The sequence below is a fragment of the Butyrivibrio fibrisolvens genome (assembly GCF_023206215.1).
In the GTDB taxonomy this organism is placed as follows: Bacteria; Bacillota; Clostridia; order Lachnospirales; family Lachnospiraceae; genus Butyrivibrio; species Butyrivibrio fibrisolvens_C.
The window spans coordinates 1,080,135-1,094,000 of record NZ_CP065800.1 but is presented as its reverse complement, the minus strand read 5'-3'; the positions used below and the strand labels follow the sequence as shown (position 1 = coordinate 1,094,000).

General features: G+C 39.7%; 10 protein-coding genes. 2 read left to right on the top strand and 8 right to left on the bottom strand.

Annotated elements, in window-relative coordinates; genetic code table 11:
• Nucleotides 1–12: 12 nt before the first annotated feature.
• The 3 genes from I7804_RS04460 to I7804_RS04450 form a co-directional block, all read right to left on the bottom strand.
• Entirely contained in the window at nt 13–1,095 is a 1,083-nt protein-coding gene (locus I7804_RS04460; protein ID WP_248405144.1) for an ABC transporter permease, read from the bottom strand.
• A gap of 104 nt (nt 1,096–1,199) precedes the next feature.
• Entirely contained in the window at nt 1,200–2,291 is a 1,092-nt protein-coding gene (locus I7804_RS04455; protein ID WP_248405142.1) for an ABC transporter substrate-binding protein, read from the bottom strand.
• Between the two features lie 93 nt (nt 2,292–2,384).
• Entirely contained in the window at nt 2,385–3,707 is a 1,323-nt protein-coding gene (locus tag I7804_RS04450) for an O-acetylhomoserine aminocarboxypropyltransferase/cysteine synthase family protein (RefSeq protein WP_073386235.1), read from the bottom strand.
• 373 nt (nt 3,708–4,080) lie between these two features.
• Between I7804_RS04450 and I7804_RS04445 the strand changes: the two genes are divergently transcribed.
• Complete coding sequence (locus tag I7804_RS04445; protein WP_248405140.1) at nt 4,081–6,099, top strand: methyl-accepting chemotaxis protein; 2,019 nt, start codon at nt 4,081–4,083, stop codon at nt 6,097–6,099.
• Nucleotides 6,100–6,166: 67 nt separating this feature from the next.
• On the opposite strand, the gene I7804_RS04440 is transcribed toward I7804_RS04445, so the two are convergent.
• The 5 genes from I7804_RS04440 to I7804_RS04420 all read right to left on the bottom strand — a co-directional run bounded on the left by I7804_RS04440 (nt 6,167) and on the right by I7804_RS04420 (nt 13,089).
• Nucleotides 6,167–7,759 (bottom strand): glycoside hydrolase family 43 protein, encoded by a 1,593-nt coding sequence (locus I7804_RS04440; RefSeq protein ID WP_248405139.1) that lies wholly within the window; start codon nt 7,757–7,759, stop codon nt 6,167–6,169.
• Nucleotides 7,760–8,220: 461 nt separating this feature from the next.
• Entirely contained in the window at nt 8,221–8,976 is a 756-nt protein-coding gene (locus I7804_RS04435) for a tRNA threonylcarbamoyladenosine dehydratase (protein ID WP_248405138.1), read from the bottom strand.
• A 262-nt stretch (nt 8,977–9,238) separates the two neighbouring features.
• A complete protein-coding gene (locus I7804_RS04430; protein ID WP_248405137.1) occupies nt 9,239–10,882 on the bottom strand; it encodes a glycoside hydrolase family 9 protein in 1,644 nt (547 codons plus the stop codon).
• Nucleotides 10,883–11,062: 180 nt separating this feature from the next.
• The gene (locus I7804_RS04425; RefSeq protein WP_248405135.1) at nt 11,063–11,686 is read right to left on the bottom strand and encodes a methylated-DNA--[protein]-cysteine S-methyltransferase; all 624 of its coding nucleotides are present in this window, start codon (nt 11,684–11,686) and stop codon (nt 11,063–11,065) included.
• Nucleotides 11,687–11,760: 74 nt separating this feature from the next.
• A complete protein-coding gene (locus I7804_RS04420) occupies nt 11,761–13,089 on the bottom strand; it encodes a hypothetical protein (RefSeq protein ID WP_248405134.1) in 1,329 nt (442 codons plus the stop codon).
• Nucleotides 13,090–13,291: 202 nt separating this feature from the next.
• Between I7804_RS04420 and I7804_RS04415 the strand changes: the two genes are divergently transcribed.
• Nucleotides 13,292–13,837 (top strand): hypothetical protein, encoded by a 546-nt coding sequence (locus tag I7804_RS04415; RefSeq protein WP_027218423.1) that lies wholly within the window; start codon nt 13,292–13,294, stop codon nt 13,835–13,837.
• Nucleotides 13,838–13,866: the final 29 nt, after the last annotated feature.

The window sequence follows — 13,866 nt, the reverse complement described above, 5'->3', positions numbered from 1 at the left end:
ACTTTCAATCTTTCACACCTTAACAACTCCCTGCTGCCATCTAAGAACTCTTTTCCTTATAAGACCTATTAAGAAATTGATAAAAGAAAAAAGAACAGCCATGATAACAATCGCAGCAAGAACCTTATAATATGCACTCCATACCTTGGACTGGTTAATATAATAGCCAAGACCGCCTGGCTGACCCAGCATCTCGCTCATTACAAGAGTTGTAAACGCCATAGCATTAGCAGAACCTATGCCGGTGAAGATATCCGGCATTGCATGAGGTATAGCAACATGAAGTATCTGATTGATCTGACCTCCGCCGAGAACTCTTGCAGCTTCATAGCTTTGCTTTGGAGTACTTTGTATACCCTGAGCTGTAAGGAATGCAATCTGAAACCACGCGCATATTACGATCAGAAATACAGCTGCGCTAAAAGAAGTAGGTAGAAGTGTAAGAGCAAAAGGCATCCAGGCAACCGCAGGTACTACTCCTGTTATCTTAAGAACAGGGAATACCCAGTAATATACCTTTGGAAACCATCCGATCAGTATACCGGTTCCGACTCCCAGAAGTACGCCGCAGCTAAAACCTGCAGCATAAAGTCTTATCGAATACAGCGTATTCTGGACTATGTAGCTTCCATCAGCGATATAGGCTTCTATGATCTGGGCCGGTCCCGGAAAAAAAGGCTGTGCAAAGATCTGTAACTTAGTCCCTCCTATATCCCATATAGCAAGAGCTATTCCCAGGAAGAACCTGAATGCGGCATTCTTGGCATATAGCTTTCTTCTATCTTTTTGAAAAAGTGATAAGATTCCAGATGTTCCATATATGAGGATAAGTGCTATAAGTACTACTATATAAGCACTGTTCATATTGAAACCAATCTTCAGATTCAAAAGATTTAGCGTATATGTCTTAAACTCTACATCAGCCTTTTGAGGGAATAGGATATTGACCAGGATAGCTGCTACAAATCCTGATATTGTAAATAAAATCTTTAGAAGCATATATTTCGTATTCTTATAATTATAAATACTGTTATCAATGTTTTTTATATCACTACGCTTTTGCCTGGCTGTTTTGATCGCAACTTCTACGTCCATATCAATCCTCTGATAAAGATTTGTTCTCACAGACAATCTTTATAATGATAGTCCGTGAGAACACAACAACTACTTCATTTGCATATTAGTATTTTTTATTTCAATCAGTTACCCACATCAACTTTCTGATATACGGTATCAGTAAACTCTTCGGGATCCGTTTTTAGATAGCCGATGTCATACAGACCACCTGCAAAATATCTCACATTATCTTCTACAGTCTCATCCCAGTTATCTGCATGCTGCGTTGCTGACGGATAGCCGTAGCTCTTTATAAGCTCTACTGCAAGTTCCTTATCTTCAATAGCAGCATAGTTCTTCTCTACGATGATATTGACTGCTTCTTCGGGATTCTCATATATCCATTCCTGAGCTTTCCTATAAGCTCGAAGGAGTGCCGCAACTTCTTCGGGATTTTCTTCAAGCACCTTGGTAGAGGCATATAGGAAGCAGCAGAATCTGTCCTTAAAATATTCATCCGTTCCAAGGTCGAAGATGATCTTCACATCTCCTGCCTTCTCATGGATTGATCCAAGTGGATCCCAAAGAGCTGCAACGTCTATCTCTCCGCTTGAAAGTGCCTCAAACTCAAGGTTGCCGTCAGAATACGGAAGGAATGTCACCTCACCATTAGCAGGATCTGCAGATATACCTGCATTTTCAAGCCATAAGCTTGCAACCTGGTGAGGTGTTCCGCCTATCTCATCCACACCAATCTTCTTGCCCTTCAAATCCTCCACGGTCTCTATATCAGAATCAGGCTTTACTGCGAACTTGATGCATCCCTCATGAAGTCCGTCTACGACCTTAACATCTATTCCGTTCTCGATAGATGGGAAGAACTGGAAATCCCCGTTTACAATCGGTATACTGCCGTTGTTAAGCCCGATCTTCCTGGTCTCAAAGTCTGCTGATATCAGTGTTACGTCGAATCCCTCTTCGGCAAAATATCCATTTTCATAGGCAATATAAATAGGTGCTCCGCAAAGGGCTCCGTCCTTGCCCGGGATATCGATCTTGCCATACTTGTAGTCTCCATCAGATACAGCATCTGCAGATCCTGCAGTATTAGAATCAGCTGTAGCTACCTTTTCATCTTCTATTACGCTTTCATTAGAAGTCACTGAGCAGGCTGTCAGAAGTGAAAGTGATAGTCCGACACATACTACCTTTTTAAACAAATTTATATTTTTCATATTCATCCTCTTTTGAAATAAGCTTGTCAGAGCGCTTCTATGTATATGTATATAAGCGCCTGACAATCCCCTTAATATAGCTCCTTTAACCCCTTATGCTGCAGAGCTGTCTGCATCCAAAAGTCCTGCTGCCTTGAAGGCCTGATCCAGATCTTTAATAAGATCGTTAACATCCTCAAGACCTACTGAGATCCTGATAAGATTTGCAGGGATATCTGCAAGTTCTTTTTCCTCATCTGTAAGTTCACTGTGAGTAGTATCCGGTGAATTTACTATAAGTGAACGCACGTCTCCAAGATTTACAAGATAATGGAAGAGCTTAAGATTATTAAGGAAAAGAGCTTCCTGTTCCTTACTTCCCTTTATCCCGAAAGAAAGAAGTCCTCCGCCGCCCCTTGTAAGATGCTTATCCGCAACTTCTTTGTACTTATAAGAGCTAAGCTTTGGATAGCGAACCCACTCAACTGCAGGTGAACTTTCAAGATACTCAGCGATCTTAAGTGCATTTGAGCTTTGCTTAGCTACTCTTTCTGAAAGGGTCTCAAGACCAAGGATTCCAAGATATGCATCATTGGGTGAAAGCGCTGCTCCAAGAAGGTTAAGGTATACAAGTATTGCACGGAATATGAAGAAGTTATCCGGGAACACATCCTTAGGACTCTTGCCCTTAAGCATTACGATAGGTTCATAGAACTGAGGATATTTATCTTCTGTATAGTAGTCGAGCTTACCATTATCAAGGATGAGACCTGCAATGATATTGCCATGTCCTGTAAGGCCCTTGGTTGCAGAATATACTACGATGTCAGCTCCGTGTTCAAGTGGTCTGTATATGTAAGGAGTTGCTACTGTATTATCAACAACAACAGGTACGCCGTACTTATGAGCTACCTTGGATATAGCATCTATATCAGGAAGATATGCATTGGGATTGGATATTGACTCAAGGTATATTCCCTTTACGTCATCACTTTCTGCAAGCTCCTTATCAAGCTCGGCAGGATCAAGTACGCTTCTTGTAAGCTTTATCTTCACTCCAACTTCAGGGAACAGTCTGTCGAAACTGTCTATAGTACCTCCGTAGAGATAAGGTGAAGCAAGGATTGTTCCGCCCTTAGCTGCAAGATTTAGAAGTGTGAATGTGATAGCAGCCATTCCTGATCCAACAGCTACAGCGTTCTTAGCTCCTTCAAGTGCCTTAACTCTTTCAGAAAAATAAGTTACAGTAGGATTTCCAACTCTTGTATAAAGATATCCTGCTTCTTTATAAGTAAAAAGATTCTCCGCATGCTCTGTGTCTCTAAAGTCAAATGCTGCTGTGTGATAGATCGGAGGTGAAACTGAATACTTGTTATCTGCTGAATCATAACCTGCCAAAATCTTCAAAGTATCAAAACCGTATTCTCTGTCTGCCATAATCATTACTTCCTTTCTAACTCTTGTGTGCTCGTTACTACTAATACATCTGCAAGCTAAACTTTAATGTCTTGCCGCATTTGTATGTAATTAGTTGCCTGGGTGGTTCGTTAGTTGTTTGGGCTAGTTGTTAATTGTTAGAACTTATATTGCCATTGTAATGAATATGCGTCCATAACCGATTGCTGATAGTTGCTATAAATATATTTAAGTGGTATAGACAAGACTTTGAACGGTTATAACTTTCGCCACGGCTCCAGGTTATTATTCTATATGCCAAAAAACATCCCTGATACCATTCATCTTTTGAACAAATAAGCCGATATATCAATGTGTATATATTGTTTTTAATATACGGATATGGAGGCTGATCATGGCGAAAAATAAGAATGCAAAAAACAATAACAGCATTAATTTTAAGGACAGCATAAAGACCAAGCTCATAACCATCATGATATTAGTTGCAGCCATTCCTTTGGCTGTAGCTGTAATACTTAGTTATAGCACTTCTACTGCCAAAGCACTTGAAGATGTAGCTGACAGTGCCGAATGGGAAGTCTGGTATTTTCAGGGAAGATTTGAGACCATCTATACCAGCAATGTAAATATGATCGAAAGTATTGCCGGTAACCCGATAGTAGTTGAATATCTGATGGGTGGAACTGACGTGACTTATGAGGAAGTACAGGACATCATCAGAGAATGCGACGAGGTACTGGACGATGGAGATCAGACATCAATCGCAGGGCCCACAGGTATGCAGGTAGTCAGAACATCCGGCGACTTCATTGATGTCTCAGAAAGAGAATACTTTCAGGAAGCAATGAAAGGACACAGTTTTGTATCCAACATGACTGTCAGTAAGACCAATGGAAAGAGGATGATCTCCTTCTCAGCACCTGTCTTCGATCCCGACAATAATGTAATAGCTGTAGTACACAGAAACTATAATCTCAACAATTTTCATGAACTTTTGGCTGAGGAAACAGACGCAACCTTTATGGTAGACAGAAACGGTGCTCTGTGTGCTCATGCTGCCTATGAAATAGGCGAGGGTGCTCATGAAGAAGTGGATATGTCAAATTTTTATTTCTTCACAGCAACAGATAGTGAAGGCTTCTATTTTGAAAAAGACTATGACAATCGCTATATAGCCTATGCCAAGGATCCTATTACAGGCTTTACTGTTTGCACTTCCAAAACCCAAGAACAGGTTCTGGGGCCTGCAAGAAGGTCTGCTCTTATTGTAGTAGCAGTGGGACTTGGCCTTTTAGTTGTTGCTATAATCATCTCTCTATATATGGCCAAAAGCTTTACAGATCCTATTAATGCGGTGGCAGGATCTCTGGATGCTCTCTCTGACGGAAACTTTAAAAAGGTTGAGAAATACAGTTCAAGAAAAGATGAGTTCGGCCTTATATCCAGAGCTACAAATACTCTTATAGAAAAGCTTGATGACATCGTAACTAATATCAAGAACTCTGCAGGCCTTGTAGGATCATCTTCTGATGAACTTTCAGACATGGCTGACCAGATCTCCAAAACAGCAGAAGATGTATCTCATGCTGTCATGGAAATAGCTTCGGGTGCCAGCCAGCAGGCCGATGAGATTCAATCAGCATCAGATAATGTAGGCAGGATCGGAGATGCTGTAGGAAGCGTTCAATCATCTTCCAATGACCTTACTACTCTTGCAGGCAAGATGAAAGAAGCTTCAGAAATATCCAGCACATCTCTTGGATCACTTCAGGATTCGTCAGCTCAGATGACAGCCAAGATAGATGATATATCAAGTACTATTCAGGCTACTAAAGATGCCGTTAATAACATCAGTGAGAAAGTTGAAGGAATCACCTCCATAGCAACCCAGACCAACCTTTTGTCATTAAATGCTTCTATAGAAGCTGCTAGAGCCGGTGAAGCAGGTAAAGGATTTGCAGTTGTAGCTGAAGAGATAGGTAAGCTGGCAGAAGACTCCAAGCAGATGGCAGATGATATCAGAAAAGAGATGGAGATCCTCCTTAAACAAAGTGAAGCAGCTGTTGATGCTGCAGCAGATGTCAAAAATGGCAATACTGATCAGCAGATAGCTCTTGGAGAGACCTTAGATGCAGTAAACGGTATGCTTGAAGATATCCGCAGTACTGTTGGAGGTGTACAGCTCATCTCTGAAGGAGCTGACACCTGTGAATCTTCTAAGAATGCTGTAGTAGATACCATGAGTGCTCTATCTGCAATATCCGAAGAAAACGCAGCTTCTTCTCAGGAGACAGGAGCATCCATGCAGGAACTCTCAGCAACAGTAACTACACTTGCAGGATCTGCCAATGATCTAAAAGAAATTGCCAATAAGCTTAATGAAGAAATGAAATTCTTCAAATCCGCAAATTAATTCAAAACGCCGGCACTTATGAAGCAGTGCCGGCGTTTTTTAACTATTTATTTAATATACATACCTATTATTCACATACCCATGAATCCAGGCTCACATCTCCTGCAGCTGTAAAGAAAAGATCCTCTACGCCTTCAAGGCCTTCTACCTGTGCTGATACTTCCTGAAGATCACTTGAAGCCGGAATATATACATATCCTGCAAGTTCTCCATCAGCACTTCCTGTTGTTACGCGTATCCATGTATCTTCAGGAGCCTTAACTGTGAGCTTTATATTAGCAGCTCCGGATCCAAAGTCTACACCTGATACTCCTGCCCAGTCGCCTTTTGATAACTTAAGAAGAGTATCACCGCTTCCTTCAAATGAAGCTCCGCCCTGCCATGCTAACGCGCTTGCACGACTTATGCTATAGGCATCTACGCTGCAAAGCTGCTCAACACCTTCAAGTGTACCCTTGGCATCACCAAAGAGGCCATCTTCCATAGGGAGCTTGTCTACATGTGTGGTTCTGTAACCCAGCATCTCGCCGTACATCTTCTTGTTAAGATATTCTGCGTGATAGAAGATATACTGCTGATCGTTGAAAGTAATGATAGTATGGTGGTTATTGCCTGTTGTTCCGAAGAAATCTCCGGGATTATTAAAACATGTTCCCTGATAGGTGAATGGTCCAAGAGGCGATTTAGAAGTCATATATCCTATCCTTGCATTACCATAAGGGCCGCCTGACCAGTTAGTACAATATGAATAGTAATATGTATCACCTATTTTATTGATGCCTGAATCTTCAAATCCCCACGGAACATCGATTTTAACAACCTCTCCGTCTAGGTGGATCATGTCATCTGCAAGTTTTACTGCTCTAAAGCTCTCAGGAGCTTCTGCCTTGCCTTCAGGAACTCCTCCTCCAAAGTAAAGATAGCCTGTTCCATCATCATCTACAAGTACAGCAGGGTCGAAGAGCCATATAACTCCTTCAATACCAGGAGTATCGCGTGGTACAAGAGCCTGTCCTAGCGGATCTTCCCAAGGACCTGTTGGTGAATCTGCTGTAAGAACACCTATTCCATTACCACTATTAGCAAAATAAAGGAAGAACTTCTCCTTGCCATCGATCACTTTATGACAAGCACAAGGTGCCCATGAGTTCCCCGCCCATGATGCTACGCCACTGCCGCCTGCGACCATGATAGCACCATGATCTTCCCAGTTTACAAGGTCTTTTGATAACATCATATTAATGGTTCTGATATTGCCATATTCATTCTTGGAAGGCTTATTATCCATAGCCATACCATCATTGGTAGCATATACATAGACTCTGTCATTGTATACCATAACTCCAGGATCTGCACTAAAGCGCTGAGTCATACAAGGATTGTGATCTGTTATATCCTTGTATCCTTTTGTGAGTTCAAGGTTTTCAAATAATTCTTCTGCTTTTGATACATCTGTTACAGTCATATTGTTTTCATCCTCTTTATTTGTATTTGCAAGGCTTTCGGCTTTGGTATCTCCTTCTGCAGTATCTATGTTAGAAGATACTATGCTGCTATTATCACCTGCAGCCTTATCTATATCAGCTCCGGCTCTATCTGATGCACATGCACACAATATGCATGATAGAAATAGCGCTGACATCTTATATAATTTATGCATTCCCCTATAAGCTCCCCTCATTTAGATATCTAATCTTATGTTATATAATTATTGCCTATATTGTGATCACCTAAGGACATCATCATAGTAAAAGGCTTTAGAAGATCTTTTTACTACTAATTCATGATAAAAAAAAGCAAGGAATGAATCTTCTCATTCCTTGCCGTTTTAATGTCATAAAAGGCACTGTTTTACATTTTTACAAAAATACCTGTAGCATCCTTAGCTTAAATTTAATAAAGTAGTTGGCAAAAGTTCCTTTTGACTCTTACATCGTATAATAAGTAGCTATACAAATAAAAGGTGATAGAACGCAATATATTTACACTACCTGCTTATAATATTATCGGGATTTTAATTAATATTATTAACTATTTACTATCTTTTTACCCAAAAGCACTTATAGTATTTTCAAACATCCAGCTTACAGAACATGCGGGATATTCACTAATCAGATACAATCAGCAAGCTGTAAGATCATTAATGATCTCGCCTGCTATGATAAGCCCTACAACTGATGGTACAAAAGCTGTTGATCCTGGGATATCACGCCTTTGGGTACATTTTCTTACAGTTCCCGGAGGGCAGATGCAGTGCTGTCTGCAGCTTATTGACATGTCTTCAAGAGGCCTCACCGGCTTTTCTTTGGAATATACTACTTTAAGAGAATCAATTCCTCTTTTCCTGCACTCTCTTCTCATGACCTTGGCAAGAGGACAGATGGAGGTATCATAGATATCTGCAACTTCAAAACCTGACGGATTAACTTTATTGCCTGCTCCCATTGATGATATCACCGGCACTTTCAGCTTCTTGGCATTTTCGATTATCGTAAGCTTACCGGTTACTGTATCTATTGCATCTACTACATAGTCATACTCGGTGAAGTCAAACTGATCAGCAGTCTCCGGTAGATAGAAAGTCTTAAAAGTTCTGACTTGGCAGTTTGGAGATATCTCTTCTATTCTATCCCTGGCAACGTCTACTTTGTACTTGCCTACTGTCTTCCTTGTAGCAAGTATCTGTCTGTTGATATTAGTAAGGCATACCTTGTCATCATCTATAAGATCAAGTGCACCTATTCCGGATCTTGCAAGGGCTTCGACTGTGTATCCGCCTACTCCGCCTATCCCAAAAACTGCAACTTTGCACCTTGATAACTTGTCCATGGCATCCTTGCCGTATAATAACTGAGTTCTTGAAAATTCGTTTAACATTATATAACCTTTCCATTCCCATAAATACAGGATATATGGTGGGAATGTCCAGAAGTGCATGGATGCACTTTCATTCCCTACCACATTGCTAGGAATTATACTAAAATAAGTCGCATATAATGTCAACATCATGTAGCTTTTTCTATTAGCTACAGTTTGTTTATAGCCAACGTGCTCATCGTTATCGCCATCATAAAAGATGATAATAGGACATCTCACTAGCAAGATGCCCTATTATCATCTAATTATTTTTACAATACTCTTAGGCAAGGATTCCGGCCATTACAAATACCAGAGGTGAATTCCAATAAATAGTGATCTCATTAAGTGAGTAGCAGTCGATGTGGTCAAGGTAACACTTCATGGGTGCTGATCCTGCCGGAACTTCCTTTGCTCTTTCATCCTGAAGGCCGACATTTGGACCGCCTGATACAAGACCCGGCCATGGTTCTTCTATATCATCTACTGCTGTAGGACGAAGGTGCGGATTCTTGAATGCCTTTTCGCCGTTACCTGTTACGTAGCTTACATCCATGCTGTTGCAACCAAGAAGGTAATCAAGTCCTGATGTGATCGCATCTTTATATTCAGGCTTTCCTTCTATCTTCTTATCTGTAACAGTAAGGATCATAAGGTATTTCAAAAGCTCCATGTTACTGCCCCAGATGAAGTCTTTGGCTTCCATGCAAAGACCAAATCCGTTTTTCTTTGCATTTGAAGAAAGCCTGTCTGCTTCACCTGTGAAAGCCTTCTTTATCTCTTTATTAAGGTCATCGCCGTCATTCTTAAGAAGGATCGACATTGATCCAAGTCCTGCTACTTCTGCCCATCCAAGGCATGTAAGTACATTGCCCTGATAGCCTTTTTTAGTAGCATTCTTATCAAAAGATAATAATCTATCTTTTTGATATTTTATATCTTCATAGTATTCTTTATCACCTGTAACTTCATAGAGAGAAGCTGCTGCCCAGAATCTATTTGAGATATCTTCAGCTTCATCATACTGACCTGTGTTTGATCCTTCTGCATTAAAGAACAGGAGCTCGTCAGGATTTTCCTTAAGCCACTTGTATGCTTTCTTTGAAACTTCTAAGAGACTGTCAGCATAGGCCTTGTCATAATCCTTATAGATGCTGTATGCAAGAGCAAATACAGCTGCTATGTCTGCTGTAGCAAGTGATGATACAGGGAAAAGGAAGAGCTCTTCCTTGTCTTCTTCTGGCATAACGAAAGGCGCATGACAAAATGTAGTTACTTTATGCCATACAGAGCCGTTTTCTCTTTGCATTTTCTTAAGAAAATCAAGCTCTACTTTAACTTCTGCAAGGATATCCGGAAGATTACCTTTATCGCATTTTACTTTTGGAATGTTAAATTCTACTTTTAATATATCTTCAAAAAATCTTACACCATACAGAATATGTGCGACTGCTACAGCGCCGGCTGTAGAATACCTGCCATAGTCACCTGCATCATGCCAGCCACCAGTCACATCCACAGGTTCTGTGTCTTCTCCGTAGACTGTTGCCTTACTCATATGGCAAGGCTCGTGGTAATACTGCCCTGCATACTCCTTAGAAAGAGCATCTCCGCATCTAAGGAAGTAGAAACACTTACAGATATCCTTCATAAGACCATCATACACATCTTCTCCTATTTCAAAAGATGTAGAGCGGACATCACCGGATGTGACATAGTATTTTCCTTTTTCCTTAAAATCACTAAAATCTGCTATGCTTACATCTTCTCCGGAGATCTCATCTGTTCCGAAATGACTCACCTTGCCTTCGTAGACGGTCTTATCATTTAAGTCTTTGATATTGAATTCAGATCCCCCAAAGTCAAGTACCGCCTTCTTACTGCTATCAGGTGTAAAGCCCACCTGATTCATAAAAATACGTCCCATAATAATTCCCCTCTCTTTTTTATTACTAATACAATTATATAAATAATATTAGTATTTGGAAGATTAAGCTATAGTAAACAGCTTTAAAAATGCCTTATGTCTGTTATATAATGCTTGCATATCAGGAATTTATCAACTGGTAAAGTGCATTTTCTTAAGTTGTTTACTATATACTATTTATCACAAAGATATACCATAGACAGATAAGTCTACTCTGCCATCCTTAACTTCGATTCCGTCCTCTCTAAGGAGTCTTTCCTGAACACCTTCTCCAAACGCGAAATTGCCGGATAGACACCCTTTAGAATTTACGACGCGAAAACATGGAATATTGTCAGGATCAGGATTGTGGTGAAGAGCATTACCTACCGCTCTGGACATCCTCTTATTGCCAGCCATCTGAGCCACCTGTCCATATGTAGCTACATGCCCTTTGGGAATCTTTTTTACAGCTTCATAGATTCTCTTTGTAGGCGAGTCTGTTACAAGGTCATAGCTAAGCGCTATCATCTTTTTAATCTCCTCATCTGGAACCGAGCCATCTAAGATTATCGTGTTCCAGTGCTCTTTGTTCTGATGATATGCAGGTATAACACAGGCGTATGCCTTCCTCCAAAGCTCCCTGTATTCAGGATCCACCTTCACATTTAGATTAATAAACCCATTCTTCTCATATGTCCATAAGAAGGCCTTCTTAGAACCCTTTACTCTTACAAGCTGCCAGTTCTGTTCTTTAAACGGAGCTTCCTTGTATGTATTTGGAAATGATAAACCATAATCTAAAGCTTCTTGTCTTGTCTTCATAAGCTTCTTCCTTTTAAATTCGCAGAAAGCTTTCATTCTGGATTTCTGTGCATCCAAAGAATATTTTATAACTATTATAATTCGTTATATTCATCCTGATGATTCAGAATATATTCGATAACATTGTCTGCTGTAAGTTTTTTGACATTATCACTTAGCCAGATTGTTACCGCGCTGCTTCCCTGAGAATATTCTACATATCCCTCGTAGTATTCATGTGCATCACATACTACAGCAACTGTATCATCTCCATCTGATAAGATAAGTACCATGTCTGTAAGGTCATCATCATTTACATCGCAGAATGCAATTTCTTTAACATCATTAAAGTCTGACAGATCTATATCGCTAAGCCTTGGATATATAATATCTTCAACTGCATTATCTTCTATTATGGCAATATCAGGACCATATGCAGTACCTGAAATAGCGCAGGTAATTGTTTCATCTGTTCCGTAAACACTTGCTTCAATAACAGAATCTGCATAGTCTTCCCATAGTTCCCTGTTTGAATAGAACATATATGGATTATCGGAATCGCCGGTTTCTATTAATGAAATACGTCTGTAAGCGCCTAGCTCGCCAACCTTTTGCATTTCACCATATACAAGAACCTGTATCAGGTCATCTCTTCTAATACCTTCTTCGCATACAATATTCACATGATTAGTATCACTGACCTGATCAAACAAAATGTCGTATTCTTCTATATAAGTGAAGCCGTCTAATAACGAAATATCAAAATCAGTTATGCCTGTTTTGCTCTCTACATATGATCTGACATCATCTCCTGAAAGAGCTATCAAGTCATACTCAACAAAATCTTCGCCTATGGCATCAAGATATGCATCTAGCGCTTCGTCAGGATAATCACAGTTTTCAATACCAGCTCCGCCATAGAATACCTCGTTCCAGTTCGCCTTGTCCGGAGTCCTGTATGATGTAGCTACAAATCCGTTATTCTCATGTTGATTCAGAAAATCCTGAATATCTGAAAGTTCATCTTCTGTAAGCTCTTCTCCGTCCAGCATTACAGTAGAGTCGTAGTCAGTGATATCTTCAAATTCACTTTCATCGGTTTTCTTTTTAGAATCGTTATCGTTGTCTTTCTTTGCTGAATCGCTTTCTTCATCTGCATCAGAAGCGGCATCAGATGCATCAGCAGATGAATCGGCATCGGATTCTTTAGCTTCCGTTTCTTCATCTTCAGTTTCTTTAGTTGAAGTTTCTTCACTCTCATTAGTAGATTCCTCATCGCTTTCATTTTCGGAATCATTTTCACCAGAATCTTCTACTGCTTCTTCATCTTCTGAATCAATTTTAAGCTGTGGGCTATTACAACCTGATAAAATAATGGCTGCAGCCATAGCCCCTGATATGGTTTTAATTATCTTCTTTTTCATTGTATCTCTCCCTGTGCTTTATTTATTAACAGTTTGACCTTCGCAAACCATATCAGTATAGCATCTTTTAATTTGGATTTTTCTTTATCTGATACAATGTCAATTGTAAGCGATAAAGCGCACAAACAAAAAATATTTCTACCCTCAGACTACACCAATAAAATTCTTCCATCCAACAATTCATTGTGCTATACTTCCTCCTATGAAGAAATTATTTAAAAACACACTATTTATCGGAATAATATTATTTGTATTGTTTTTTGTGGCCAGATTCATCTTAGGACAGTTCGGATTAATGTTCAGGGCCTGGATCAATTTCATTTGGCTTGCAAGTAGTTTTATATTATTTATATGGGGATTCATAAAGTTTTATAATAGCGTACAAAATAAAATTGCTAAGCGAGTGCTCTCAATTATAACTGCTGTAGTTATCATTTTTGCAGTCTTTCCATTACCATTCCCTATTGGTTTAACGTTGGCAATTGATTGGGCAGGGGAGATTGGAGCATTTCCAAATAGAGAAGATGTTATAGAATATGATGGATATAAAATCGTCGGATATCATCGTTTCGCATTTTGGGATTCAAGAGTAGATTTCTATGAATACAAAAACCCTTTTGTTGTCGGAAGCCACTGCCTATTGGATTGTTATCACTATGGTTTTGATATCAATGATGGTCATTTCTATGCTTATGATGAGAATAATTCCTTTACTATCGAAGATATCGTAGAAAATATAAAAAACTGAGTGTGATAAGCACTCAGTTTTTTATTGGG